The 26,012-nt window shown below is 40.2% G+C and carries 26 protein-coding genes, 1 tRNA gene and 1 riboswitch; of the genes, 9 read left to right on the plus strand and 18 right to left on the minus strand.

What is annotated here, in order from left to right:
* From J3L16_RS05545 to J3L16_RS05570, 6 genes are all read right to left on the minus strand, one after another.
* Entirely contained in the window at positions 1–288 is a 288-nt protein-coding gene (locus J3L16_RS05545; protein WP_207611907.1) for a YcgL domain-containing protein, read from the minus strand.
* 22 nt (positions 289–310) lie between these two features.
* On the minus strand, positions 311–1,444 hold the full coding sequence (rnd, locus tag J3L16_RS05550; RefSeq protein ID WP_207611908.1) for a ribonuclease D: 1,134 nt from the start codon (positions 1,442–1,444) through the stop codon (positions 311–313).
* Positions 1,437–3,089 carry a long-chain-fatty-acid--CoA ligase FadD gene (gene fadD / locus J3L16_RS05555; protein ID WP_207611909.1) on the minus strand — a complete coding sequence of 551 codons (1,653 nt, stop codon included), beginning with the start codon at positions 3,087–3,089 and terminating at the stop codon, positions 1,437–1,439. The genes rnd and fadD overlap by 8 nt, the downstream gene beginning before the upstream one ends.
* Before the next feature lie 115 nt (positions 3,090–3,204).
* Entirely contained in the window at positions 3,205–4,095 is an 891-nt protein-coding gene (locus J3L16_RS05560; protein WP_207611910.1) for an alpha/beta hydrolase, read from the minus strand.
* Between the two features lie 36 nt (positions 4,096–4,131).
* A complete protein-coding gene (locus tag J3L16_RS05565) occupies positions 4,132–4,806 on the minus strand; it encodes a Slp family lipoprotein (RefSeq protein WP_207611911.1) in 675 nt (224 codons plus the stop codon).
* Between the two features lie 97 nt (positions 4,807–4,903).
* Positions 4,904–5,179: a hypothetical protein gene (locus J3L16_RS05570; RefSeq protein ID WP_207611912.1), complete on the minus strand. Its 276-nt coding sequence runs from the start codon at positions 5,177–5,179 to the stop codon at positions 4,904–4,906.
* Positions 5,180–5,477: 298 nt separating this feature from the next.
* Between J3L16_RS05570 and J3L16_RS16410 the strand changes: the two genes are divergently transcribed.
* From J3L16_RS16410 to J3L16_RS05585, 4 genes are all read left to right on the plus strand, one after another.
* Positions 5,478–5,603: a hypothetical protein gene (locus tag J3L16_RS16410; RefSeq protein WP_278252781.1), complete on the plus strand. Its 126-nt coding sequence runs from the start codon at positions 5,478–5,480 to the stop codon at positions 5,601–5,603.
* Between the two features lie 491 nt (positions 5,604–6,094).
* On the plus strand, positions 6,095–6,544 hold the full coding sequence (locus tag J3L16_RS05575) for a hypothetical protein (protein ID WP_207611913.1): 450 nt from the start codon (positions 6,095–6,097) through the stop codon (positions 6,542–6,544).
* Positions 6,545–6,838: 294 nt separating this feature from the next.
* Complete coding sequence (locus J3L16_RS05580; protein WP_207611914.1) at positions 6,839–7,009, plus strand: hypothetical protein; 171 nt, start codon at positions 6,839–6,841, stop codon at positions 7,007–7,009.
* 18 nt (positions 7,010–7,027) lie between these two features.
* Positions 7,028–7,189 (plus strand): hypothetical protein, encoded by a 162-nt coding sequence (locus tag J3L16_RS05585; protein ID WP_207611915.1) that lies wholly within the window; start codon positions 7,028–7,030, stop codon positions 7,187–7,189.
* A 32-nt stretch (positions 7,190–7,221) separates the two neighbouring features.
* On the opposite strand, the gene tsaB is transcribed toward J3L16_RS05585, so the two are convergent.
* Both tsaB and J3L16_RS05595 read right to left on the minus strand, forming a co-directional pair.
* Complete coding sequence (tsaB, locus tag J3L16_RS05590) at positions 7,222–7,929, minus strand: tRNA (adenosine(37)-N6)-threonylcarbamoyltransferase complex dimerization subunit type 1 TsaB (protein WP_207611916.1); 708 nt, start codon at positions 7,927–7,929, stop codon at positions 7,222–7,224.
* Entirely contained in the window at positions 7,926–9,848 is a 1,923-nt protein-coding gene (locus tag J3L16_RS05595) for an ATP-dependent DNA helicase (protein ID WP_207611917.1), read from the minus strand. Before J3L16_RS05595 ends, tsaB begins: the two co-directional genes overlap by 4 nt.
* A gap of 231 nt (positions 9,849–10,079) precedes the next feature.
* On the opposite strand from J3L16_RS05595, the gene J3L16_RS05600 reads away from it, so the two are divergent.
* From J3L16_RS05600 to J3L16_RS05610, 3 genes are all read left to right on the plus strand, one after another.
* On the plus strand, positions 10,080–10,943 hold the full coding sequence (locus tag J3L16_RS05600) for a TraB/GumN family protein (protein WP_207611918.1): 864 nt from the start codon (positions 10,080–10,082) through the stop codon (positions 10,941–10,943).
* Between the two features lie 131 nt (positions 10,944–11,074).
* Positions 11,075–11,788 carry a response regulator transcription factor gene (locus J3L16_RS05605; protein WP_207611919.1) on the plus strand — a complete coding sequence of 238 codons (714 nt, stop codon included), beginning with the start codon at positions 11,075–11,077 and terminating at the stop codon, positions 11,786–11,788.
* Positions 11,785–13,269, plus strand: a complete 1,485-nt coding sequence (locus J3L16_RS05610; protein WP_242698691.1) for a HAMP domain-containing sensor histidine kinase — start codon at positions 11,785–11,787, stop codon at positions 13,267–13,269. Before J3L16_RS05605 ends, J3L16_RS05610 begins: the two co-directional genes overlap by 4 nt.
* 12 nt (positions 13,270–13,281) lie before the next feature.
* Here the strand turns inward: J3L16_RS05610 and argS are convergent, their stop codons facing one another.
* From argS to J3L16_RS05645, 7 genes are all read right to left on the minus strand, one after another.
* Positions 13,282–15,018 (minus strand): arginine--tRNA ligase, encoded by a 1,737-nt coding sequence (gene argS / locus J3L16_RS05615; protein ID WP_207611920.1) that lies wholly within the window; start codon positions 15,016–15,018, stop codon positions 13,282–13,284.
* 13 nt (positions 15,019–15,031) lie between these two features.
* A complete protein-coding gene (prfC, locus tag J3L16_RS05620; RefSeq protein WP_207611921.1) occupies positions 15,032–16,618 on the minus strand; it encodes a peptide chain release factor 3 in 1,587 nt (528 codons plus the stop codon).
* Between the two features lie 162 nt (positions 16,619–16,780).
* Positions 16,781–17,242, minus strand: coding sequence for a ribosomal protein S18-alanine N-acetyltransferase (gene rimI / locus J3L16_RS05625; protein ID WP_207611922.1), 462 nt, complete (start codon positions 17,240–17,242; stop codon positions 16,781–16,783).
* Positions 17,239–17,643: a hypothetical protein gene (locus J3L16_RS05630; RefSeq protein ID WP_207611923.1), complete on the minus strand. Its 405-nt coding sequence runs from the start codon at positions 17,641–17,643 to the stop codon at positions 17,239–17,241. The genes rimI and J3L16_RS05630 overlap by 4 nt, the downstream gene beginning before the upstream one ends.
* A 75-nt stretch (positions 17,644–17,718) precedes the next feature.
* Positions 17,719–17,795 (minus strand) — tRNA-Trp (locus tag J3L16_RS05635).
* Between the two features lie 28 nt (positions 17,796–17,823).
* Complete coding sequence (locus tag J3L16_RS05640; RefSeq protein ID WP_207611924.1) at positions 17,824–18,633, minus strand: phosphotransferase; 810 nt, start codon at positions 18,631–18,633, stop codon at positions 17,824–17,826.
* Positions 18,634–18,663: 30 nt separating this feature from the next.
* Positions 18,664–18,933, minus strand: coding sequence for a YkoF family thiamine/hydroxymethylpyrimidine-binding protein (locus J3L16_RS05645; protein WP_207611925.1), 270 nt, complete (start codon positions 18,931–18,933; stop codon positions 18,664–18,666).
* A 206-nt stretch (positions 18,934–19,139) separates the two neighbouring features.
* A riboswitch (TPP riboswitch) is annotated at positions 19,140–19,246 on the plus strand.
* Positions 19,247–19,301: 55 nt separating this feature from the next.
* Here J3L16_RS05645 and J3L16_RS05650 point away from each other — a divergent pair.
* Positions 19,302–21,452, plus strand: a complete 2,151-nt coding sequence (locus J3L16_RS05650) for a TonB-dependent receptor (protein ID WP_207611926.1) — start codon at positions 19,302–19,304, stop codon at positions 21,450–21,452.
* 52 nt (positions 21,453–21,504) lie between these two features.
* On the opposite strand, the gene J3L16_RS05655 is transcribed toward J3L16_RS05650, so the two are convergent.
* Positions 21,505–21,918 carry a hotdog domain-containing protein gene (locus J3L16_RS05655; RefSeq protein ID WP_207611927.1) on the minus strand — a complete coding sequence of 138 codons (414 nt, stop codon included), beginning with the start codon at positions 21,916–21,918 and terminating at the stop codon, positions 21,505–21,507.
* A 61-nt stretch (positions 21,919–21,979) separates the two neighbouring features.
* Here J3L16_RS05655 and J3L16_RS05660 point away from each other — a divergent pair, with 61 nt between their 5' ends.
* Complete coding sequence (locus tag J3L16_RS05660; RefSeq protein ID WP_207611928.1) at positions 21,980–24,055, plus strand: GNAT family N-acetyltransferase; 2,076 nt, start codon at positions 21,980–21,982, stop codon at positions 24,053–24,055.
* Positions 24,056–24,097: 42 nt separating this feature from the next.
* On the opposite strand, the gene J3L16_RS05665 is transcribed toward J3L16_RS05660, so the two are convergent.
* Both J3L16_RS05665 and J3L16_RS05670 read right to left on the minus strand, forming a co-directional pair.
* Positions 24,098–25,399 (minus strand): tetratricopeptide repeat protein, encoded by a 1,302-nt coding sequence (locus J3L16_RS05665; protein WP_207611929.1) that lies wholly within the window; start codon positions 25,397–25,399, stop codon positions 24,098–24,100.
* 2 nt (positions 25,400–25,401) lie between these two features.
* The gene (locus tag J3L16_RS05670) at positions 25,402–26,010 is read right to left on the minus strand and encodes an energy transducer TonB (RefSeq protein ID WP_207611930.1); all 609 of its coding nucleotides are present in this window, start codon (positions 26,008–26,010) and stop codon (positions 25,402–25,404) included.
* Between the last annotated feature and the right edge of the window lie 2 nt (positions 26,011–26,012).

Here is a 26,012-nt window from a genome sequence, read left to right on the forward strand (position 1 = left end):
TTAAAACTCCTTTTTAGGAGGCATGGCATCAAGCCCTAAAGCACTGCGATGTTCATGCAGAAGATTCTCTTCTTTTTCTGGTAATTGTAAAAAATAGCCTTGTTCTTCAATTCCTTTAACAAGGTCGTGGTGAGATACCCTATTAAAGTTTTTCTCGTTGTTTAAAGGGAGCATCATCACCAACTCCGGCTTACCCAACTCCTGCATTAAACCTTCAGGGATGCGTTCGAAATGACCTTTTTTCTCGACAAACAAATAAACGCCGGTTTTACGGCGTGTTTTGTACACAACACAATATTTCATTTTTAGCCTACAAGTTTAATGCTTGAAGATGTGGCTGAAAAAGCGCTTTACGCCAGCCCGTCATTAGATCGGGAGTCAGCCCCTGTACTCTGTATTCATCAATAGACAGCCAGTGGTATTTTAGCACTTGGTGCAACTGCTTTTTAGAGCTTAAAATTTCTGTAGGGATACCCGTTTCAGACGAAATTTTGTCTAAAACAGTTTTCAAACTTGCCATTGTCGCTTTATATTTTGAAAACTCAGACAAACGTTTTACTGGCTCAGGAATACTATTTTTATTATTCTCGGCGTCACTTAATGCTTGGTTAACAATTTGTATAGCGTTGCCCCCCGTCATTCTAGCTTCTTGCGGAGTCAGTGCTGAGACCTTTGATAAAGCGGTTTTACTGGTTGGCATTACCATCGCAATGTTGACCATTGAGCCTTCTTTTAATACAAAGTTTAAAGCCATGTCACGAGCTCGTGCTCGTTCTAATCGCCACTTAGCTAAATATTTCAATGTTAAAAGAGACTCTCCTCTCAATTTCCAATTATTTTTTATGAGTAAATAAGCAAATTCACTAGGAAAATGAGCGGCTTTTTTACTGGATAAGAGTTCTGCCTCTGACAACACTATTCGCTTTTGTTCGTCAGATAACTGCGCTATTAGCTTTTCATAAATATCGTACAAATAAATAACGTCGTTTGCCGCATAAACCAATTGCTTTTCGCTTAATGGTCGAGCCAACCAATCAGTTCGTGACTCCCCTTTATCCAATTCAATACCAAGCATATTTTGCACAAGATTGGCATAGCCCACCGTTGCGCCTAAACCACATAACTGCGCTGCAAATTGAGTGTCGAAAAGTGGAGAAGGAAGTACATTAAAGGCAGTGTTAAATGCCTCTAAATCTTCAGAGCAGGCATGCAGTACCTTAATGCAATTTTGATTTGTCAGTAAGTCGATAAGAGGTTGATGATTGTCAATGCACGTTGGATCAATTAATGACACAGTATCGCCATCATTGAGTTGAACAAGCCCCAATTGCGGAGCCAAAGTTCGAGTGCGAACAAATTCCGTATCTAAAATGACAAAGTTTTTTTGTTGAGCGCGGTCACATACGCTTTTTAACTCACTCGAACTTGTGATTAATTCAGTCACGCAACTCTCTTCTTAAAATTTTACCTACATTGGTTTTCGGTAACTCATCTTTAAACACTATAGATTTAGGTACCTTATACCCAGTTAAATGCTGTTTACAGTGGGCTATCATTTCATCTTTTGTAACTGTATTGTTTTTCCTAACAATAAATAAACGCACAATTTCACCACTTACATCATGAGGAATTCCCACGGCAGCGGCTTCAATTACATCATCGTGCATTGCTGCGACTTCTTCTATTTCGTTAGGAAATACGTTAAACCCTGAAACTAAAATCATGTCTTTCTTGCGGTCAACAATATAAAAGTAACCTTGCTCATCAACTTTTGCGATATCTCCCGTCGCTAACCATCCGTCTTTTAGTATTTCATTGGTGGCTTCTTCTCGATTCAAATAACCTTGCATCACTTGTGGGCCTTTTACCCACATCTCTCCTGATTCACCATAAGCCACTTGCTCACCGTTGTCGTCAAGTAGACGAATATCCGTAGAAGGCACAGGCATACCAATACTGCCTTTATAAGATTCAAGCTGAGGCGGGTTAACCGTTACCACAGGGCTACATTCAGTAAGGCCATAGCCTTCCAACAAAACGGTTTTCGTAACCGCTTCCCATTTTTCGGCGACTGGACGCTGCACTGCCATGCCACCGCCGAGACCGAATTTAAAATTGGAAAAATCTAATTCAGCAAAGCCTGGCGTATTTAATAAACCATTAAATAAGGTGTTGACCCCAGGAAGAATGGTGAAAGGGTATTTGCTCAACTCATTAACAAAACCTGCCATGTCCCTAGGATTGGTGATTAACAAGTTCTGGCAACCGTATTTCAAGAAAAGTAGGCAGTTCGCTGTCAATGCAAAGATATGATAAAGAGGCAGTGCGGTAACAACCACGTCTTTTCCTGGCTCAATAACCGTTTCTAAAATTTCAGACACTTGTTCCAAATTAGCAATCATGTTTTTATGCGTCAGCATTGCCCCTTTCGAAACACCGGTTGTACCTCCGGTATACTGTAAAAAAGCCAACGAATCGTGATTCAAGTCTGGTTTTACAAAATCGGAAACATGGGTTTCATTAACCACAGAGGTAAAGGATTTAGCCGTTGGCAACGAATAGGCTGGTACCATTTTTTTCACATACTTGATGACGGCATTTATAACCCAACGTTTAAGTAGGGGTTGCATGTCCCCAATTGAAGTTAAAAAGACATCTTCAACTTTCGTTTCTTTCAGTACGCTTTCCAAAGTACAGGCAAAGTTGTCGACAATCACTATGGCTTTCGCACCGGAATCATTTAGCTGATGCTTTAACTCTCTAGCCGTATAAAGTGGATTCACATTTACAACAACCATACCCGCTTTCAAAATACCAAACATCGCAACAGGATATTGCAAAAGATTAGGCATCATGATGGCAACAGGATCTCCCGCTTTTAATCCAGATTTTTGTAAATACGCGGCAAACTGTGTTGATAATCTATCAAGTTCGTTGAAAGAAAGAGAGCAACCCATATTAATATAGGCAATGGAGTCTTGATAACGCTCAACTGACTGATTGAAAATATCGACAATAGACGCATATTTATCAATATTTATTTCGCTACTAACCCGTGGGTCGTAATGCTCAAGCCAGCTTTTTTCCATCCCAAACCTCATAAAAATGTTGTACAAACCCAAAGTTCTCTCTTTGGCTTCTTATATCTCGATAGATAAACCGTGACATAGTATAAGATGCTAGGGTAAAGATAAACGCAATCTCTTATAATTGCCTGATAAACTCTGTGATATTAAACACAGTTTCTTCGTGTTTTTCTAAATGAAGATGATGGCCTCCATCAATTAACACTAAATTTGCCTGGCTAACCCAGCCTCTCCTTACCTGAAAGACCCTATCCATTTGCTTAACGCTGGTTGAAGATGCAATAACAAGTGTCGGGCAAATAATACGAGTCATTATATTTTCTGCCTGCTCTTCGGTAAGCCTCAAAAGTGACTGAGTTACCAATCGAGGATCACTTGCCCAAAATTGTTCTCCGCTAGTATTTAGGCGAATATTTCTTTCAAGTATAAAACGACATAGTGATTCTTGCAGATCTGTTTTTCTTGCTCGTGCTGCAGAAGCCAAAGCCAAATCAGCTTTTTTGCTTTTTTTCACATTCATTTTCTTCGATCTTGAATGCAATGCATCGCGAAGTTGTTTGGCACTTGTATTTGCAGGCTTAGTTAATGGACCAAAGGAATCAATATTAATCAGTACAATCACAACACTAGGATATAGCGCTGCATAAGTACTCGCTATTATTCCACCTAATGAATGTCCAACTAAAATTACCTTATCTAGAGAGAGCGCATTAATAAGCTGATGTAAATCCTGAACATAATCTAGCTGATTATAATGGCAACCTTCAGGTCGATGCTCAGACTTTCCATGTCCTGCGAAATCTAAGGCAATGAAATCGTCATTTGGAAATGACTGATTCAACCCAATCATGCTATTGGCGTTGTCTAGATAGCCATGTAAGGCAATAACTGTATGTTTAGCTTTGTCCCGTTTTACCTTTAAACCTCGTAACCTAATATAACCTAAGTCAACTTCCCATTCTGTGGCCGATGGCATTATGTACCCTTTAATCCATAAAAAAAGCGGCATTACATTGCCGCTTTAAATCTTTAATTTTTTAACTATTTACTTTTCTATACGATCTGATTGATTTGAACGTCGTCCTTGATAAGGTCTTGAACTAGCTCGAGTAGAGCGAGGCGAAGCACTTGGTGCATTTTCAACCACTCTTACGCGAGAGCGGCCGTGACCACTGCGCACTCCGTAACCATATCTATTTCCACCATAATAACGTCCGCCAAAGCGAGAACCATAAAAGCCACTATGAAATCCGCCAAATCCTACATCTAAACTTGTTACGTTATAGATAGTTTCTTTACGCCATAAATGAAAGCTATTCCCTTGTAAGGTAGGGTATACATAATTTTGTTCGCCAATTACGCCTTCTAAAGGTGAATCAACTACCCCAGTAAAGGTAATCACTCTGCCAGGCTCAAATACGATTGGGTCAAGAAAATCGCTCATTTTAACTTTAAAGCGACCAACGCTTTCGCCTCCAAGGCTAGGCTTTCCATAATGGTTCAACGGAAAACTTACAACTTCAACGACAGACCCATTTTCTAAATTTTCTACATTCGCGATTAACCCTCCCCAACGGGCAGGCTTAGTTAAAGCACCATCACCTATTGCCAGCACTTGTTCGTATGTAACCAGCTGATTCTCATCAGCTATTTGAATATTTTCAGGCACAATAGCGCAGCCAGAAAGAAAAGCGATGAATCCGATCCAAATGAAACGCATGGGTAATTCCTCTAAAAATGGACGATGAGCAATATAGTACTAAACCTTTTTACATGAATGGAACCTGAATCGTTCACAAATTTCATACAAATTAGTCTCAAGCATATATATCTAGACCGAATAACTGCTGAACTTGTTCCCTTCTTTCTGTATTTTGTACTGCTAAATACTGACTTAGTGCTTTGTTGGCAGGTTCTGGTGAAAGTAACTCTGGAGAAAACGCCTGTGAAAAACCGCTTCCGAAATTGACTTGAGAAACCGGCGGCGTAGGGGCTATAGCTTCAGTTCGGTTGTTGCTTGCATCAACAGCCTGTCTTCTAGGAGCTTGTGGAGACAACAGCGCATTACTGACGCCAGTATTAATTGTGGTCATAAAACGTTTATTTAAACCAATTCAGAACGAACAATAATTTGTCGCTTAACTATAAACCCAAAACTAAAGCAAATTTTATACCCATTTACAACAATACTATTCCGCGTCCGCGGCGAGATCAAACTTTAGATTATAACCATCAAACTATTGATCAGCATTTGATATAAGCGCGGCCTGGTGTTTCTCACTAAAATCTGATCAAATCTCCTTTTTTAACCATTGAACGATAAGATGGAAGGCTTCGCTGTTTGGGTCAATCAGGAACGAGACAATTCAGGCGGTCAACATATTGCCTTTGATGGAAAAAACCTTGCCCAAAGCCCTCGAAAAAGAGGCGGATGTTGTTCTTCAGGTAAAAGAGAACCCAAAAGGGTTAAGAGCAGGGATTGAAGGCTGGTTTCATAAGTGCCCGCGCGATGTGTAATCGTCAAGTAAACCTGTAGAGTTTTTAAGCCGCTTTTTGCATTTCTAAATATTTTTCATGGAGTGTCATATATTCCAATGCGGAATGTCGCCGTTACCATTTGCTGTGACCCAAGATAATAAAGACTGTAAGCTCATAGAAAAGCTCTTTGTAGCATCAGGAATTTCTACTGGTACGCAAAGAGCTTTCTTCGGAAAAACACGCTAAAAGAAGCCTATATCGTCACTCAAGATACAATTAAAAATGCTATTTATTCAGATGTACATGATCTATAAGTTTTTGAATCCAGCATAGACAGTCATTTGCCGCGAGGTACATTTTTTTGCCGGATATTGCCGCTTGTTATAGAAACCACATTAGTAATAAGACGAGATTCTAACGCTTATATATTGATTTGAATTATTAACCTGTTATTTATATCAGGTTTTATCATATTGGTTTGTTATTTGCTGTGTATTAAATACCGTAACATCACCCAACGAGAATTTAGTATGCAAGTCAACGGCGCGCAATATTATTCAAGTCAGATCGATGTAGTACAAAAAGGTAATTTAAGTCCAAAGTCCACTGTCCCTTCTACCTTAAGCACGCCAGCCACAACCAAGTCAACGGCTGACACCGTATCAATTAGCACCGCTGGGCTAAGCGCAGAACAAAGGTGGCAGGAAATCGCTGATAAATATGACCTGACAAATGTAACAGCTAATGAAGTTACTACAATGGCAAAGGAGCTATATGACAACAAGCTGATATCTGCTACGGAGATGTTTGACATGTATGTACCCGAAGACATTAATTTTCATCTCAATCTTGATACCAAAAGAGATCATATAGAAAATATGACAAATCGCCTTACAGGGTTAAATAATGCAGAGGGCATCTCACGAGAGTCAATTGAACAAGCGACAAAAATACTTGAGATGTTAAAAGATCTTGGTTAGAGAACCTATACCCATTATCTAAAAATGAGTATAGATTGAGGTTACATTAGGTTTATCGAATGAATACTGAATCACTGTTAAAACCAAATGGAGAGGCAACGGAGTTTGCTGAAACGTTAAACTGATCACTTACATTCGAAGCACCGAAAAAGTCGAATGTATACATGAGTTGGAAACACAACTTTGGCGAGCACACAGGGATAACGATATATCAAAAAAAATGTTGGAATGATTACTTGAACTTACAGCAGCTTTCTTCACTCGCGACAATCGCAGACTCAACTAGCTAAAAACATGAAGAAAGCCAAAGCTGTGGCTATTCGTCCCACACGTCAGCATCGTTACCTTGAAAATGAAAGTGAAGCGGCTTACGCCGCCAACATATTAAAACGACATTTCAACCTAAACACACATAATACGCATTTTGCAGGGGAAATAATGAACATTGGGACATATCAATGCTAAAGTTATCTAGCCTGTGTAATGGATTTATCGACCAAAGAAATAGTGGGCTATGCGCTATCCCAAACACCCAATGCGCAATTAGCGATACAAGCATTAGACAATGCGGTCAAATGCAAAAAACGGCTTAAAAACGGCTTAAAAACGCTACAAGTTTACTTGATTATCACATTTTTGTGTTAAAACTTGACCAAAGTATAATCCCATCGTAAGTACTATTCTTTACCTGGCAACTTCTTCCACGTAACTTTGTCTCGTAAATAAACAGGCTCCAACTCACTTGCGTCCATACCAATAAGTTTGTCAGTTGTGTTTTGCAACTCAGTTAAAGCAAGCTCAATTAAAGCAAGCTGTATCATTTTCTCTGCATGAGGAAAAGCGGTGGTGGCCTGATGAGATTTAACGACCTCGGCAAATTCGGGATAAGCATGCCAACCAGAACCGGATATTCCAGTAGGACTAAAGGCTTGCATCGACTCAAGCGCCACTGAAGGTGGAATAACACTTTCATTTACACAGGTTAAGTGGCCCTGCGCACAACGTTCATATTCACCGTAATAAACTTCACCCATACGGGCATCAGATGCCACAGAAATTCTTTTTTCCTCTGATGTTTGCGCCATAGCAGCTAAGGTACTGATACCAATAACCCGTTTATTTGCGCCAAAGGCCAAGCCTTGAACAATACCGCAGGCTATTCTCACGCCAGTAAAACTACCCGGCCCTCTTCCAAATACCAAATAATCCATATCAGCAATTTTCGCTCCACACTCACTTAATAATCCATCAATCATTGGAAGGATTTTCTGGCTGTGCTGCTGAGGACATTCTTCATACGCACTGTATTGTTTACCATCAACAAGAACAGAAGCAGAACAGGCTTCCATCGATGTATCAATAGCAAGTAAATTAAACTGTTTCATAGTTTTTCCAAAAAAGAAGTCACTTGATTTAAGTCTCGAGTCCGCCGCATAGTCGGCAAACTTGATAAAAAGGTCTTACCGTAATTGTGCGTCACCAAACGCGTATCGCAAATCACTAAAACACCTTTATCACCACTGTCTCGAATCAATCGCCCTGCGCCCTGTTTAAGACTAATAACCGCTTGAGGGATCTGAATGTTAGCAAAAGGGTTTGCCCCCCTTTTTTTACAGTCTTCTATTCTAGCTTGTAGTAAAGGGTCATCAGGGGCAGCAAAAGGCAGTTTATCAATTAGCACACAAACCAGTGCGTCGCCCCTGACATCGACGCCTTCCCAAAAAGCGCCAGTGCCTAATAATACGGCATCAGGCTCATCGACAAACTGTTGTAATAATGCTCTTTTGGTTGTTGAGCCTTGAACTAACAAGGTATTGTCTACCTTATCCGCTAAAGCTTCTGCCATTTTCCTCAGCACATAGTGGCTTGTAAACAGTAAAAAACACCGCCCTTTACTGCTTTTTATCAAAGACAATGAAATGCTTAACAAGGATTCAAAACTCTTCGGATTACTGGGTTCAGGAATATGTCGAGGTACGCATAATAACGCTTGTTCTTCATAATTAAATGGACTTTCCAACCCTAACGTATGGGCGGCGTCTAACCCCATTCGGCGTTGAAAATGATCAAACTTGCCCCCGACCATCAGCGTTGCTGAGGTAAAAATCCATGCTCTATCGGAATCATCCATAATTTGACGAAATTTAGCAGAAATAGAAAGAGGCGTTAAATGCAGAACAATATGTCTTTGAGTGGTTTCATACCATAAGCTCACACCTAGTTTTTCAATATTACACACTGAATCCAAATTCATTCTTAGCAACACTACACGCTCAAAAATTGCGTCGAGCTCTTTGTCTCTTCCAAGGTGTATTTTTGCCACTTCATACACAATACTAAGTGCAGATTTTAGCTTTTCAATTTGTAAGCTGATCTCTTCTTCTTGTAATGCGTCGTGCCAATTCCCTCGTTTGGGGTTAACTGGAAAACACAAACGTAAGTCGTTTGCTGCAGTTTGGCACTTTTGTGCGGCTTTATCGAGCTGTTCAATATCTTTCAATGTTGTGCGGTAGAGCACGGTTATGTCTTTTGCTAATTCTACACATTGACGACTAGAAATGGCTTCCCCGAAATATTCACTGGCAATATCAGGGATTTGATGGGCTTCATCAAACACAATGGAATTGGCTTCAGGAATAAGCTCTCCAAACCCAGTGTCCTTTAGCGCTAAATCAGCAAAGAAAAGATGGTGATTTACGACCACAACATCGGAGTCCATTGCCGTTCTTCGGGCTTTCACCAAATAGCAGTCTTCATAATCAGGGCAGTCTCGCCCCAAACAATTGTCCGTTGTAGAGGTAACGAATGGAATTACTTTCGCGTCTTCTGGAAGCTCTGTTAACTCGCCGATATCCCCGGTTTTTGTCTCATTTACCCATTCTCGGACCAAACTCATTTCATGTAGTGTTTGTTTGTCTAGAAATGTCGCTCCACCCTTGTGTTGTCCTAACCGGTGAAGACAAGCGTAATTAGCTCTGCCTTTTAGCAATGCTGCGCGTTTATTACTTGCTAATGCCGATTTAACTAAGGGAAGATCTCTATGATAAAGTTGTTCTTGAAGATTTTTTGTTCCCGTGGAAACGATACACTTGCCCGGTGCTAGCAGGGCAGGAATAAGATAAGCAAAGGTTTTCCCTGTCCCCGTGCCCGCCTCTACAATCAGTTGCTCTTTCGCTTTTATGACTCGTTCGACTTCAACAGCCATGTCCGTTTGTGCTTGTCGAGGTTTATACCCATCTATTTTTTGCGACAACGCACCTTGACTTGAAAAAGCGTCCTTAACTGTATGTTTGGATTGAGACATTTACGCTAAAACTTTTAAATTCATTAAAATTTACGCCAGTGCTCAGACTAACGTATTCCGCTCATTGTACAATCTTATCATTGATCAGGTGCCTTCTCTTCGATAAATGTTTATCAATAGTCATTTACCTTCGCGTAATGTTATTTATCAAAATAGGGACGCAGTTGTAGTTTACCTTCCCATCACTCTCAGGCATAGTAGAAAAAACAGTATTAATTCATTAGGTTAGGCATGGCTTTTACATCAAATATCAAAGGTATTCTTTGTTTATGTCTTTGTACGTTTTTTGCTCATGGCTCTTCAGTTTACAAAATATCTAATGGCAAAAATACGCTTTATTTAGGCGGAACTATGCATGTACTGGCTCAATCTGATTATCCGCTATCAAATGCATACACTATTGCCTATAAGGCATCTGACAACTTAGTATTTGAAACTGACGTCATGGCTATGTCGTCCCCAGCTATGCAGCAAAAAAGTGTAGAATTATTAACGTTTTCAGATGGTCGCTCCTTAACAGATGAATTGTCCCACGCTACGCTAAGTAAGCTTAAAGCACATTTAAAATCCCGAAATATTTCTTATGACATGTTTCACACAATGAAGCCTGGGCTCGTTGGAGTGACGTTGTCACTCATAGAGTTGCAAACTATGGGACTCAGTGTCCAAGGTGTAGATGCATATTATACTGCTCTTGCGCTCAATGATGGGAAGCCAATTAGTTGGCTCGAGGAACCAGAGCAACAGCTTCACATGTTAGCTAAATTTGGCGAAGACCAAAGCGATCAATTTATTCAATATTCTCTTTCCGAATTACGCGATTTCTCCGAAGACATAACAGCACTAAAACAAGCTTGGTATATTGGCGATTTAAATGGATTAGAAGAAGTAGGAATTAACGACTGGAAAGCAGATTACCCCGAGCTATACCAAATTCTATTATCTGACAGAAATAAAAACTGGATGACCAATATAACAAGTATGATGCAATCCCCCCCTACTGAATTTATTTTAGTCGGTGCTTTACATTTAGCTGGAAATAATGGCTTAATAGCCCAACTCGTCTCAAGAGGATTTACAGTCACCCAGCTGTAATATTAAAAATTTATTACATTCACGGCTAATGTGATTAAACCATCATCTCCCTGTGATACTTTTGTGATATCTTCCAGTCAAGCTTACCTCAATTGATATTTTAGCCTTTATGGCAATTGGAGTTATTCCTTATGACACATTCTGTTTTAGTTGTTGAAGACGATCCAGATATTGCAGATCTAATACGCGTTAATCTTTCAGAATTAGGCATTCAAACTACAATGCAAAATGACGGTAGACAGGGATTAAACTGCGCCAAAGAGAATAAGTTCGATCTGTTATTGTTAGATGTTATGTTACCGGAGATCAGTGGTTTAGATATTTGCCGTGAAATTCGCAGCTGTAAGCCTGAGCAAGCTATTCTAATGCTAACATCCAAAAACTCGGAAACTGATAGAGTATTAGGATTAGAGCTTGGCGCTGATGATTACATGACTAAGCCCTTTAGCGTTAGGGAACTGCAAGCACGTGTAAGATCTCATTTACGTCGTATTGATGTATACAGAGAATCACATCAAGCCGTATCTCAAGATGACATTATCAAAGTAGGCGAATTGGAAATTAATCCGACTCACCATACTATATCCATAAAAGGTGAAGTTTTAGATTTAACGTCTACAGAGTTCGATTTAATACACCATTTAGCCAAGCACCCAAATCAGGTGTTTAGCAGAGCTCAATTATTAGAAAAAGTATGGGGCTATCACCACAGTGGTTACGAGCACACAGTGAATTCTCATATCAACCGACTAAGAGCGAAGGTAGAAGCTGACGCGACTTCTCCCAAAATAATTGAGACCGTATGGGGTGTGGGATACAAACTTAATCCGAGCGCCTTATCATGATGAAACTCTGCTTCTATCAGCGCATCACTCTTATTGTAGTTGGTGTGTTTATGTTAATTTTGATCATGTTTTTCGCGGGTAGCTCATACCTTCAAAAACAAACTCGATACGAAGCAGAACAAGTACTCCACCAAGATCTGGCTCATCACTTAGTAGAAGATAGCCCATTATTAAGCAATGGAGTGTATGATCACGAAGCTCTAAAAAATTCATTTCATATGCTTATGCTGCTTGGGCCAGGCTTTGAGTTTTATTATTTAAATAAAGACGGAAAGGTTCTCACCCACTCCACCCACAAATCGCAACCAGTGGTCAGAGAAGCTATCGATCTTAAGCCTATTCAATCATATATAAACAAAGATAAAGACTTTCCAGTCTTCGCAGACGACCCTAAAGATAGCGATAGACAAAAAATATTTTCCGCAGCTCCTATCTATAATGAAGGCCAGTTACAAGGCTATCTGTACGTAATTATTGGTGGCCAAGATTACGACTCCATCTTATCAGAATTACAAAATAGCCAATCTCTGCGTGAATTTTTCATGTTTGTTGGAGCTGGCCTGATAGCAATTTTAGTTGTTTTATTGGTACTATTTAAGCTCATTACCGCACCGCTCAGAAATTTAGTAAAAGACGTAGCAGAATTTAGAGAAGCGGGTTATCGATTGGAAAAAGCCAAACTTTCCGGCCATAAATGGTGCGTAGACTCAAACAGCGAAATCGACCGACTAGGCTGTGCATTCAGTGATTTATTCCATCACGTGGACGCACAATTTCATGCACTTGAAAGAATAAACGAACAGCGTAAAGAAATGCTGGCTGATATCTCTCACGATCTCCGTACACCTTTAGCCAGTATGAAAGGCTATATCGAAACCTTGCACTTACAAGGTGATACCTTATCTAGAGAAGATCAACAACGTTTTATTAGTATTTGCATGCGCAATATGAACAACTTAAAGTTATTGATTGATCAAATTTTTGAACTCGCCTATTTAGAAGGTGGTCAAGTCACCATTCAAAAAGAAGCCTGTGCCATTGGTGAGTTCTTATTTGATATTACTAGCAAATTTTCGCTAGACGCAAAAAACAAAAATATAACGCTGCGACTCGAGCCAGGCCAAATCGAAGGGTATGTAAATACTGATATGGGTAAACTAGAGCGTATTTTGTCTAACTTAATCGATAATGCAATTCGCCACACACAACCCGGTGGACAAGTCACCTTGTTTGTAGAAGAAACGAATAGTGGTTTTAACGTTGGTGTTGAAGATACAGGTGTCGGTATTGCAGAGAATGAACTTGAATCTATTTTCACACCACGATATCAAGCTAGCAATACCCAAAAACAAGATGGTAAAAATGTCGGCTTAGGTTTGGCAATTAGTCAAAAATTAGTGAGCTTATTAAACTCTGACTTAACAGTGAAAAGCAAATATGGCAAAGGTACCACATTTAGCTTTTCACTCCCTCAAGCATAATATTCGTTACGCTTACATCCGCTCTAGTGTTTCAATTCCAAGTAGCTCTAGGCCTTTAGATAAGGTCTTGGCTACTAATGCGATGAGCGCTAAACGACTTGCTTTTTCTTGCTCACTCACACCTTCTTTTAGAATAGGACACGCTTCATAGAATGACATTAGCGCGCTAGCTACATCGTACAAATAGGTACACAGAAGATGCGGCGTTGCATCTCGCGCTAGGGTTTCAATGACTTCACTAAACTGAAGAAGTAATATGGCTAATTCACGTTCTTTCTCATGTTCTAACACCAAGTTGTTAGAGCCTAATGTACTTGTATCTATACCAGATTTAGTTAAAACGCTATTCACTCGAGTATAGGCATACTGTAAATAAGGTGCAGTATTACCTTCAAATGACAACATAGAGTCCCAATCAAAGACATAATCCGTCGTACGATGTTTACTGAGGTCGGCATATTTAATTGCGCCAATACCAATATCATTGGCAACAGTGGTTTTTTCTTCGTCCGACATGTCATTGTCGCGCTCGGCAATCAAATCACTTGCTCGTTGCACAGCTTCTTTTAACAGGTCAGCCAATTTGACTGTGCCGCCGGTGCGGGTTTTGAAAGGTTTACCGTCTTTGCCTAACATCATACCAAAGGGACAATGCTCATAACTTTGTTCAGGAGCGATAAATTCCGCTTTTCTTGCAACAATTTCGGTTTGTTTGAAATGCAAAGCTTGTCTTGCATCAGTAAAGATAAGGGTTCTGTCAGCATTCAATGTGTTGTTGCGATAACGAATCGCCGCTAAATCTGTTGTTGCATACAAAAATCCGCCACCGGATTTTTGTATAATATAAACTGCCGGCTTACCTTCTTTGTCTGCCAATTCAGGTAAAAAGACAACTTGAGCACCTTGGTCTTCTACTGCAATTCCACTTGCTTTTAGCTCTGTTACAACATCGTTTAAATCGTGGTTGTAGGCACTTTCTCCCATAATATCATCTCGCGTTAGCGACACGTTGAGGTAGTCATACACATCTTCAGAATGTTGAATGGAGATATCAATGAACTGTTGCCACAAGGCTTTACAGCCTTCATCGCCTTGTTGCAAACGAACAACATATTCTCTTGCTCTGTCAGCAAAGCCTTCTTCATTATCAAAACGAACTTTCGCTGCGCGATAAAAGTCTTCTAAATCGCTCAGCGCTTTTTCAGCAATTGCGTCTTCAGCCAAGGTGTCGCTTAAATGGGCCAACAGCATGCCAAATTGTGTGCCCCAATCACCCATGTGATTTTGTCTAATCACATCATGGCCTAAAAATTCGAGGGTTTTGACTACAGCATCACCAATTATCGTACTTCTCAGGTGTCCTACATGCATTTCTTTCGCTAAATTTGGAGCTGAATAATCAACAACAACTTTCTTTGATTCTTGTTTAGCGACGTTTAATCTTTCATCATTCAGCGCATCTATCGCAGACGCTGCAACGAAGCTATCTTTAAGAAAAATATTGATAAACCCAGGCCCTGCAATGTCGAGCTTTTCAACCACGTCATCGAGTTCCACCGCATCAACGATAAGCTCTGCAATATCACGAGGCGCTTTTTTTAATTTTTTTGCTAACGCCATAGCCCCATTAAATTGATAGTCACCAAACCCAGGGCGGGTATTTTTCGCAACGGGTACAACTGGGTTTTCAATGTTCATTGCGGCTAACGCAGCGCTAAAGCGCTCAACGAGTAAAGTATGTATATTCATTAAAATTGTTCTCTTAGTGCTCGCGAGTCGTTGCGAATTCGATATCAGGGTAGCGTTCTTGTGCTAACTGCAAATTAACTCGAGTGGGCGCAATATAAGTTAAGTTATCGCCGCCATCTAAAGCTAGGTTTTGCTCAGCTTTACGTCGGAATTCATCCACTTTTCGCTCGTCGCCATATACCCAGCGGGCCGAAGCGACATTGATATGCTCGTATATCGCATCAACTTTATATTCAGATTTAAGCCTAGCTACAACAACGTCGAATTGCAGAACACCTACGGCACCAACTATTAAATCATTATTAATTAATGGTCTAAAGACTTGCACGGCACCTTCTTCGGATAGCTGAATTAAGCCTTTTTGCAATTGTTTTTGCTTTAATGGATCTTTTAACCGAATGCGCTTAAACATCTCAGGCGCAAAGTTTGGTATTCCGGTAAAACGGTAATCATCACCAGAAGTAAAGGTGTCGCCAATACGAATAGAACCGTGGTTATGCAAACCGATAATGTCTCCTGCATAAGCTTCTTCTAGTAACGCTCGATCCCCCGCAAGAAACGTAAGTGCATCAGAAATACGTACGTCTTTACCTATTCTGGTATGACGCATTTTCATGCCTTTTTCATACTTACCAGAAACAATACGACAAAACGCAATACGGTCTCGGTGTTTGGGGTCCATATTCGCTTGTATTTTAAATACAAAACCACTGAACTTATCATTGTCTGAGTCTATGCGCCCATCATTTGTATCTCGCCCCTGAGGCGCAGGAGCCCATTCCGTTAGACCATCTAACATATGGTCTACACCAAAATTACCCAATGCAGTTCCAAAGAACACAGGGGTGAGCTGACCTTCATTAAACAGCTCCACATCAAATTCGTTTGACGCGCCCGTAACGAGCTCTAATTCGTCGCGTAATTGTTGCGCTAAATCAGACCCGACTTTTTCATCAAGCTCAGGGTTGTCTAATCCTTTAATAACGCGTAGTTCTTGTATGGTATGACCCTGTCCCGATTGGTACAACAAGGTTTCATCACGTTGAATGTGATAGACGCCTTTAAACAGCTTTCCACAGCCAATAGGCCAGGTAATAGGGGCGCATAAGATATCTAGCTCTGTTTCAACTTCATCAAGTAATTCCAGAGGATCGCGAATATCTCGGTCTAATTTATTCATGAAAGTAACAATAGGCGTGTCGCGCAGACGTGTTACTTCCATCAGCTTACGGGTGCGATCTTCAACCCCTTTCGCTGCATCGATAACCATTAAACAGGAATCAACGGCAGTCAGTGTTCTGTAGGTATCTTCCGAAAAGTCTTCGTGTCCTGGGGTATCAAGTAAGTTAACTAAACTATCGCCATAAGGAAACTGCATCACCGAGGTAGTTACTGATATACCTCGCTCTTTTTCCATTTCCATCCAGTCAGACTTTGCGTGCTGCCCAGATTTTTTACCTTTTACCGTTCCAGCAGTTTGAAGCGCATTTCCAAAAAGTAGCACTTTCTCAGTAATGGTGGTTTTACCTGCATCTGGGTGAGAGATGATAGCAAAAGTCCGTCGCTTATTAATTTCTTCGATAAAACTACTACCACTCATATTTGAAAACCTTTTGAAAACAATTTACCCACCACACAATTAGCCAATACAGTTGCGCTATTAAAAGCGCGGTATTCTACCGAAAATGATGAACTTTTGCTTATCAAAATTACTACAGATAGTAAAAATAGATATTATTCAAACAAGTCATGACTAAGAGCCCTACAATACTAAGCTCATAATTAATGCACTTTCTCGGATTTTAGGGTCATTCACACCAGGATAATAACTCGCTCGTTTGCCTACTTCGCTAAAACCTAACTTCTGATAAACACGAATTGCGGTAATGTTAGCTGCTCGCACTTCCAAAAAACACTGTCTGGTAGATTGGGTATCGAATTGCCCAATAACCTGTTTTAAGAAATCGGTACCAATGCCTTTATTTCTAGCGCTCTGATGTACGGCTATATCCATTAGTGTGATTTCATCTAATACCTGTAAAGTAATGGCATAGGCAATAATCGAGTTACTTGTATCTGATGCGATATAAAGGGTGTAGGGTTCGCTTACCATATCGAAAAAAACCTTTTTCGACCACGGGTATGGCTGGCTTTCTTGGTGAATTAAAAAACATTCTTCAATCTGCGCTTCCTGACCAACAGAAACGATATGTAGCTCAATCACGCCACAGGCTCAGCACATTTACACATCGCTTTCCATAAACTTTTCTTTTGCGATGCTGATAAAGCAGTTAATTGAAATGGCACAGACACAAGCGATGAGGAAAACAATATAGGCTTTGAATCATCGACCTGCCATTCCTTAGTATTAGGTAGTGCCATATTGATGTCTTCGAAAAAAGTCTGAATATCGGTAATGACTGGTGAGCTAGTTTCTGTAAGCTTAATAACTTGTTCAACGTTTGATACTGGAACTTCTGGCCGCTTCTGAATGGTATTTTTAGGAACATCTTTTGACTTTACAGATGAACGGAGTGATTGAATAGGATCAATATTTTGAGCTGGTAGCACATCACAAGACTGCACTTTTTCTTTAGCATCTTTGTGCTGCTGTGTCTCAAACACAACAATTCCCATTTGTTTCAATAAAGCGTGTTGATAATCACTTAACATGAGTAAACAAAGAGTACTTAAAAAAAGTGGCAGGGGTGGAGGGACTCGAACCCCCAACCATCGGTTTTGGAGACCGCTGTTCTACCAATTCGAACTACACCCCTAACGAGGTGGTGAATTATACGTATGAAGTTATAAAGGTAAAGCATTTTTAGCCTCGTACCATAAACCATTTGTAATTTGTGTACATAATTTCATCGCTTGAACATAATTGAACACTTCTTGTGCGCTTCTTCCTAGTTTTTCTGCGTAACTTTCAATCACCTGATGAGCCTGGCTTAAGGGTATTTGGTTTATAGAAATTGCCGATGCGATATCAAAATAGCGGTTTCCCCATGCAAGATACTCCCAATCAACCACTATTAAGGGGGCGTGGGATAATATATGCCCTAAAGACAAGTCGTTATGGCATAAAACTCGAGGTTCTGTGTCAAACAATTTATTATAATCGTCAGTGCCTTGCTCAATATCATGGAGCCACTTTTCTTGCTCACTTTGACTTAAATGTTCAAGGTAATGTTGCCATTGAGCAGGCAAATCAATATGTAAAATCAATTTAGAGTCGATTTTTATGGTGTGTAGCTCAGCTAAAACCGTCCCTAAAAGGCTTTGATTTTGTGCAGGTTTAAAAACAACGTTTTGACTGGATACATACTCTTCTACCCAAACTCCATTTGCACAGTCAATCCACACAGGCATTGGAGCAAAACCTTGGCTTGCAAGGTCCTTTTGAGCATTGAATATTGCCGGTCGATTTAACTGAGTAAAAGATTCTTCGATGAATTTTTTTATAACATAGGTTTTATTTTCGGCCTCAAAGGTATAAATCCTATGAGTAGACTGAACAGGCATTAAAGTAAACACTGTATTCTTACCAATTCTTAATGGCGATTTCTTCAATACCTGTAAAAAAATCTTTTTTTCATCGTTCGATATAGTCATATAACGCCTCGTATAAAACCACCGACTTAATTATATTTTCGCTTTCTTTCTCGCTTCCATAACATCAAAATTAAGAAATTTTGCAACGAATATTGCTTGGCCGACTTCTTCATGGGTACGCTGCATTTCTGTACCTAATATAGCAACAACTTGCTGATAATCTCCTGAGACTTGTGTGCTTGTTGAACAAGTTTCAACTTGAATATCACTGTATGAGTTCAATCTATCAATAAACGACTTTATTGGTTCAATATACTCATTGACTAGCGGGTAAAGCGATAGTTCAACCATAACTTTCATAGATTTTTCCTATAATTAATCAGCGCCTTGTACAGTTTAGTACCCATTGCATAATATCATTCAACTTTTATGCTACCAAACAACACTTGAATCCCCCACTATAATCGAACGTTATGATCACTATTGAAATTAATCTAAAAAACAATTGAACTTTTTCCTTGCAGTCACCTCGGGTATTGTTAAAATCTCGCCGCGTTGAGTTAACTCAACGAACCAAGGGGTGTCTCTTTTAACGGAGGCTGAGACTAGCTGTGCTAGAACCCTTATACCTGATCCGGATAATACCGGCGTAGGAATGGTCAATAGTTTTTCTTCCATTGCACTGCCGCAAAACCGAATCTTTTCTATTTTTATTTGAAGAGATCCACATGAAATATCATAAACGTTATTTAAGCTGCTGCCTTGCAGTTGCCCTGTCTCCTGCCCTGTCTTTCGCCAATGAGACAATTGATGAAGCAGACGTAGAGCGTATTGTTGTTACCGCTGAATTTAGAGATGACAGCCTACTTGATTTATCAAGCAGTGTCAGTGTTTTAGACAAAAATGTCATTGAACGCCGAGGCGCTAACCACATCGAGCAATTGTTGAATTTTGCCCCCAATGTAAACATTACTGCTGGCGCATCAAGAGGCCGCTTTTTTCAAATTAGAGGCATTGGTGAGCGAAGTCAGTTTATTGACCCAGTCAACCCTTCAGTGGGTTTGGTTATTGATGGTATCGACTTTACTGGTCTAGGTTTAGCAGCAAATACACTTGATGTTCAACAAGTAGAAGTGTTTAGAGGCCCTCAAGGAACCTTGTACGGTGCAAACGCACTGGCTGGCCTTATCAATTTAAAAACAAACGATCCTACTGATGCGCTCTATGCAAAAATTGGCGTTGAGCTATCCGAATTCGGTGGTCAAGTTATCGACGGTGTGGTTAGCGGACCTATTGGTGAAAAAATCGGTTATCGCGTTGCCGTGCAAACGCTAAAAAGCGATGGATTTACCGAAAACAGCTTTTTAAACAGAGATGACACAAACAACATCGATGAAACCACACTAAGAGGAAAGCTGAAAATCGCAGTTAACGACGATTTGACAGTAAACCTTACTGGGTTATATCTAAACGCTGACAATGGCTATGACGCATTCTCATTAGATAACAATCGAGTGACCCAATCCGATCAACCTGGTCAAGATACACAGCGCTCCTTTGCAGGAGCTATAAACACAGTTTGGACAGGAGCCGAAGCATTCAACCTTGAAGCAACTGTCAGCGGTGCAACCACTGACAGTTTATATAGCTTTGATGAAGACTGGAGCTTTATTGGCGCATTTTCTGACGATTTGTTTCCCTTCAGTTCAGCAGACAGCTTTGATAGAGAGCGAGATAACTTTACTTTTGATTTACGCGCGATATCTTCAGAAGGACATAATATTTTTGCTGGAAAAACCACGTGGGTAGCAGGTATCTATTCAAGAACAGAAACAGAAGATCTGTTTCGTATTCGCTCTTCCGACTTAGCATTTGATGGTGCTTTTTCCAATGACTTCGACACCAGTAATACTGCGATTTATGGTCAGTTAGATACCCAATTGAATGAGCGCTGGAACCTGATCACAGGCTTACGCGTTGAATACCGTGACGCAGAATATACTGACTCAACAGGTGTAGATAGCTCAGTTAGCGAAACATTATGGGGCGGTAAGATAGTACTAGAATATCGCTTAGCCGACGACACTTTGGTTTACGGTTTATTGTCTCGTGGCTTCAAAGCCGGCGGTGTAAACGGGCAAATAATTTCAGCAGCAGAACGCAATGACTTTATACCTCAAAGCACATTTCAATTCGGTACCGAAACATTGGTAAACCTAGAGTTAGGTGTTAAAGGCAGCTGGTTTAACGACAAACTGCAATCACAACTGTCTGTATTTTACCAAGATAGAGATGATGCTCAGGTCAGTCAGTCTATCTTTAACTCAGATGACTTCTCATTTGATGAGTTTTTAGATAACGCTGCGGCAACCGCTATGGGACTGGAGTTTGAGGCAGTTTACGCCGTTTCAGATTACTTTAGCATTTACACTAGTCTTGGTTTACTCGACGCTGAGTTTGACGATTTCGAAACCTTCTCTCATGTTGATGCCCGTACCGCATTAGCACCAATAAACCTTGAAGGCAGAGATATAGCACAAGCCCCGACTTATCAATTTACAGTAGGTACTGATGTTTACCTGAGCGACGCATTAACTTTAAATATTGAAGTAGAAGGTAAAGACGAATATTTCTTCTCGAATGGTCATAATGACCGTGCAGACGCATATGAGCTACTGAATATTCGCCTAACTTATCAACTTGATAACTGGGAGTTTGCGATTTGGGGTAGAAACTTAACCGACCAAGATGTTCAAACTCGCGGATTTTTCTTTAGTAATGAGTTTGGTAATAACCCAAGTAATGGCTATGCACCAGAACCTTATTATCAGTTTGGTGAGCCTAGAATTGTAGGTATAAACGTAAACTACGAGTTCTAACCTCTTAAAAGGAAAACATGCACCCTATATAAAATGGGGTGCATATTTCATTTTATTCGGTCATTTTTAAACCATCACCATACAGCGCTTGATTTTGTAAGGTTTCAAGAGTCTTATGATGGGCTTCAGGCTTACCTGTATCAGGGTTTATTTTAACAAACACAATTTCTTCAGCTAAACATATCGTTGTTTTAGTTGCGTTGTTACGAACCAAACATCTAACCGTTATAGAGCTACGCCCTACCCTTTTTGTTTCTAAGCCAAATTCAACAATATCACCTTGTTTTGCCGGCGATTCGAAGCTAATTTCACTAATATGTTTAGTGACTAAACAGTTTGTTCCAAGTTGGCAAATTGCATAAATCGCTGCTTCTTCATCAATCCATTCTAGTGCTCTACCACCGAATAGCGCATTGGCATAATTTAAATCACTGGGCATCACTAGCCGACGAGATAAAAATCGCATTCGAATTCCTCTTTGCATACAGATAAACTACACATACTTTTTATTATACGCGAATATTCCATTGTATCTCTGGGAAAACTGGTTCAACGAAAGACAACAAGGCCAATACCACCGAAAGTTAATATTACTCAGCGGTGACAAAGTCTGGACTGACGAACAAGCCATACGACTTAGTCAAAGTACTGAGGGAAAATCTATTTGGGTAGGTGACACTAGTGTGTTCACCACACGAGGCGTTCCCACTAAGCAATTTAAAAAGCTACTAGGGCAAGAGTGCTTGATTGGACTATATGACGCTCAAAATGGCATAAGCCCAAGTGCGCTGTTAGCGCTATCCGGTACAATCAAGGAAAATGGTGTATTGGTAGTGTGCTGCCCTAGATGGTCACAGTGGCCATCAGCAACGGCATTAATGCAATCAAATCTGATTAGTCATGGATATAGCTTAGAGCACAGTTTATTCATAGAACGCTGGCAAGAAATGATTTCTAAGGCAGAAGACGTTTTTGTTTACGAACAAGATAAAAACCTTGTGTTTTCACCTTGTAACAAGCCGGTAGAAAATCCGAAAGAATTAAACTTCGAGCCGCCTTTCGCAAGTGGCGATCAACAAAACGCATTTTCAATTTTGTCTAACTTAAAACAGAACGAAAATGCAGTGATAACCGCGAGAAGGGGCAGAGGTAAATCTGCTCTTCTGGGTCTAATTGCAGACTATTATGTAAATGAAGGTAGAACCGTTTATGTATGTACTTCGTTAAAATCCAATGCTACCAGTATATTTAAACATGTAGCTAACAAAAAGCAGGTGAAATGGTACGCACCTGACTCCCCGGAATTGTTAGACTCGTCAGATCTGTTACTTATCGATGAAGCTGCAAGTCTCCCAATAAAAGAGGTGCTGCGGCTCACTAGGAGCTGCAACCAATATATTTTGGCCACCACCACTGAAGGCTATGAAGGCACAGCGACTGGTTTCAAATACAAACTATTACCAAAACTCAAAAATAAAAGCTCGCAAATACGTGAAATAACCTTGCACCAACCCTTGCGCTACTGCAGCGGAGATTCGTTGGAATTACACCTAGACTGTTTATTCTTGCTAAATTCAACAATTCATAATGTTGAAGTTAAACCTAATAAAGAATGTAGCCCGCACATAGAAATCATTAAAAATAAACAGGATGTCTCGGCTGAGAAACTTCGTCAGTGGTTTTCAATTTTATCGTTAGCCCACTATCAAACAACGCCAGAAGACATAATCCGCACTTTAGATTCACCGGATAATTTTTTTATTGTACTTTACCAAAACAACAGCCTTATTGGCGTTGCTATTGTAATAGAAGAAGGCGGGAATCGCTTACAATCTCTTGCTCAAGATATTGCCAGCGGTGCGCGCAGAGCAAAAGGCCATCTGTTAGCACAAAAGTTAAGCTTGCATTTGAGTGACGACACTATTCTCACGAGGAAAATTTGGCGTATAAATCGTATTGCGGTATCTCCCCAGTTACAAAACAAGGGTTTTGGAACAGCATTTTTACGGCAAATAGAAGAGCATGCTTACTTTAAAAAAGTAGACCTTATGGGCGCATCGTTTGCGGCAAGTAATAATGCCACTCGCTTTTGGATTCAAAATGGCTACACACCATTTCATTTGGGCTCTGTAGCAGACAAATCAACTGGTGAGGTATCGTTAGCGGTTGTTAAAACGATCCGTCCTCGAGTAGGCATGGATGAAGCTTTATTGCTTAATTTATTTGTCTATGAGTCACCAAGGCAATTTAGAAACGAGACCATCAGCGAGCTATGTGAACAAACAATCTTAACAAGTAGCAATATAGAGCGACTTGAAGAAATTTTCTTGCAGCGGATTCTGGACTATATCAATGACTCAAGAAGCCACAATCATATGGGCAAAGCAATATCATACTGGTTAGAGGCCAATACACATAGAATAAAGCAAGTTCAACCTCCGACTAAGAACTTCAGTCAGCTACTAACACGTCGATGGATTGACGTAGCCACAGACCAAGAGTTACTCAAAGATTTTAAAATTAACGGAAGGAAAAAGCTCTACAAAAGTCTTAAAGAGAGTTTTTGTTATTACTACTGGGAATTAAATATAGAAATGGAATAGTTTAAAGCAGATAAGAAAAAAGCTCCCGAAGGAGCTTTTTATTTAAAGTCTAATGCCTTTATTTTTAGCTTTAGTTTCAATGTATGAAACCCAAGCTCTAGCATTTTTTCTAACTTCTTTATGTTTTTGTGCTTCAGTCACGTGAACAAATGCTTGCTTAAAGTCGCCTTTATGGAAGTTAGCTTCCATTAAAGCATAGTGCAATTCACCTACATCTTCAGAACCACCATTCAATGCAGCTTTATACGCTTTAATGGCACCACTGTAGTCTTCAGCTATCAACAACAAGTCACCTTGTTTTTTATTAAGCTCTGCATTGTTTTCCACCTTAGCTGCTTGACCATAATAGTTAGCTGCGTTGATGTACTCTCTAGCTTGATGATAAGCATTTGCAACACGGCTAAGTGTTTGCTCATCCTTTTCAAGCAGGCCTGAACTTAAGTTTTCAACAAGAACCTTTGCTGATTTACTTGGTATACCCACTGCTCCGTATAACTGAGAAAGCGTCTGAATTTGACTTTTCTTTTTCAGGAAACCTGCGTTATACGCAATTTCATAAGTAGACAATGCTCTATCATAATCTTCTGTAGATAAGTAGAAAGCACCAAGTTGTGTCCACCAATTTGGATCTTCAGGAAAAACCGTAACAAGATCTTCTGCAACTAATACAGCATCTTCATACATTTTACGTTCGTAGAATGCCTGAAGCTTCAGTACATAAGGATTCTTATTGGGCTTTTCAAAAAGCGCAATGGCTTTATTCGCAGGTTCAACGATTTCAGCAAACTTTTTCAGCTGGTAATTAGCATTGGCAATACGTGTATAAACATTTGGGTCTTCTTTACAAGTAAATTCGTCCCACTTTGCGTAATAGTCAATTGCACTAGCATACTCTTGCTCTTGCATGCTTAAATCACCAATCAATTTAAGCAAACTTGCGTGCTCACTGTCGTTTAGAATTTTAGGATTAGCGGCCTCTTTCAAATGACCTAAAGCCCGCTGACCTTCACCTTCAACGCCTGCTAAAATATTTCCTAAGAAACGCTTAACATAAGCTGCATCAAACTCATTTTTTGGCGAAAGCTCGTCTAAAATTTCAACAGCATCGTTAATGCGATCTTCATTATAAGCTTCAAATGCTTCAGCAACTTTTTTACCTACACTTTGCCCAGGTAAGTTAGTTTTACCTTTCTTGTAGCCTGGACAAATGACAGGTCCAACAGGTACAGCTGGCGCTGCGTTTGCTGTGTCATTTTCTTGCGCAGAAAGAGACATCGCAGAAAGCGACAGCCCCATGCCTAATGCAGCATTAAAAAACACAGAACGCTTAAATAAATTAGTCATATCTAGTTCTCCAACTTAAAGTCTAATTGGACAGATTGATTAAATTGTTTAACTGCCTTACCGCCTTCGATTTTTGGCTTGTACTTCCACTTAGCCAAAGCTCTTCGCGCTTCTCTATCGAATACGCGCTTCGGGTCCGCATCTGTAACCTTGATATCGTCAACACCACCCAACTCATTAATAGTAAAGGAAAGTCTTACCCAACCTTGTTTACCATCACGAGCCGCTTGGGGCGGATATTTCGGTTCAATACGAACAATAGGGGTTGCTTCACCATCTTGTCTTAGTGCACCGACACCACCTAAGTTAATATCAAGACCACTTGTATCAACGCTTGGAACATTCAGACTAAACCCATCTGAATCTGGTTCAGCTGCATCCGGTTCAGTTGGCTGTACCTTAGGCGGTTGCTGTGGCGGAGGCGGAGGAGGAGGAGGAACACGATTACGCGTCTGTGTCTCATCGTCCGGCTCCTGCATCACGATATCAATCACTGGCACTTCAGGGATCTCATCATTGGGACCGTTCGATGATTCGATGAGCTTAGCCATCATAACGAACAGTCCAAATGCGAAAGCAGCACCGATAAAAATCGATAATATTACTCTCATTT

Origin of the sequence: Alteromonas sp. 5E99-2 (assembly GCF_017368475.1) — a bacterium.
Lineage (GTDB): Bacteria > Pseudomonadota > Gammaproteobacteria > Enterobacterales > Alteromonadaceae > Alteromonas_F.

Bases quoted from the DNA above. Each gene is read 5' to 3' on its own strand.
- fadD (WP_207611909.1), bottom strand. From the start codon at position 3,089: ATGGAAAAAAGCTGGCTTGAGCATTACGACCCACGGGTTAGTAGCGAA.
- J3L16_RS05560 (WP_207611910.1), bottom strand. From the start codon at position 4,095: ATGCCGCTTTTTTTATGGATTAAAGGGTACATAATGCCATCGGCCACA.
- J3L16_RS05565 (WP_207611911.1), bottom strand. From the start codon at position 4,806: ATGCGTTTCATTTGGATCGGATTCATCGCTTTTCTTTCTGGCTGCGCT.
- J3L16_RS05570 (WP_207611912.1), bottom strand. From the start codon at position 5,179: ATGACCACAATTAATACTGGCGTCAGTAATGCGCTGTTGTCTCCACAA.
- J3L16_RS16410 (WP_278252781.1), top strand. From the start codon at position 5,478: ATGGAAAAAACCTTGCCCAAAGCCCTCGAAAAAGAGGCGGATGTTGTT.
- J3L16_RS05575 (WP_207611913.1), top strand. From the start codon at position 6,095: ATGCAAGTCAACGGCGCGCAATATTATTCAAGTCAGATCGATGTAGTA.
- J3L16_RS05580 (WP_207611914.1), top strand. From the start codon at position 6,839: ATGAAGAAAGCCAAAGCTGTGGCTATTCGTCCCACACGTCAGCATCGT.
- J3L16_RS05585 (WP_207611915.1), top strand. From the start codon at position 7,028: ATGGATTTATCGACCAAAGAAATAGTGGGCTATGCGCTATCCCAAACA.
- tsaB (WP_207611916.1), bottom strand. From the start codon at position 7,929: ATGAAACAGTTTAATTTACTTGCTATTGATACATCGATGGAAGCCTGT.
- J3L16_RS05595 (WP_207611917.1), bottom strand. From the start codon at position 9,848: ATGTCTCAATCCAAACATACAGTTAAGGACGCTTTTTCAAGTCAAGGT.
- J3L16_RS05600 (WP_207611918.1), top strand. From the start codon at position 10,080: ATGGCTTTTACATCAAATATCAAAGGTATTCTTTGTTTATGTCTTTGT.
- J3L16_RS05605 (WP_207611919.1), top strand. From the start codon at position 11,075: ATGACACATTCTGTTTTAGTTGTTGAAGACGATCCAGATATTGCAGAT.
- J3L16_RS05610 (WP_242698691.1), top strand. From the start codon at position 11,785: ATGATGAAACTCTGCTTCTATCAGCGCATCACTCTTATTGTAGTTGGT.
- argS (WP_207611920.1), bottom strand. From the start codon at position 15,018: ATGAATATACATACTTTACTCGTTGAGCGCTTTAGCGCTGCGTTAGCC.
- prfC (WP_207611921.1), bottom strand. From the start codon at position 16,618: ATGAGTGGTAGTAGTTTTATCGAAGAAATTAATAAGCGACGGACTTTT.
- J3L16_RS05640 (WP_207611924.1), bottom strand. From the start codon at position 18,633: ATGACTATATCGAACGATGAAAAAAAGATTTTTTTACAGGTATTGAAG.
- J3L16_RS05645 (WP_207611925.1), bottom strand. From the start codon at position 18,933: ATGAAAGTTATGGTTGAACTATCGCTTTACCCGCTAGTCAATGAGTAT.
- J3L16_RS05650 (WP_207611926.1), top strand. From the start codon at position 19,302: ATGAAATATCATAAACGTTATTTAAGCTGCTGCCTTGCAGTTGCCCTG.
- J3L16_RS05655 (WP_207611927.1), bottom strand. From the start codon at position 21,918: ATGCGATTTTTATCTCGTCGGCTAGTGATGCCCAGTGATTTAAATTAT.
- J3L16_RS05665 (WP_207611929.1), bottom strand. From the start codon at position 25,399: ATGACTAATTTATTTAAGCGTTCTGTGTTTTTTAATGCTGCATTAGGC.
- J3L16_RS05670 (WP_207611930.1), bottom strand. From the start codon at position 26,010: ATGAGAGTAATATTATCGATTTTTATCGGTGCTGCTTTCGCATTTGGA.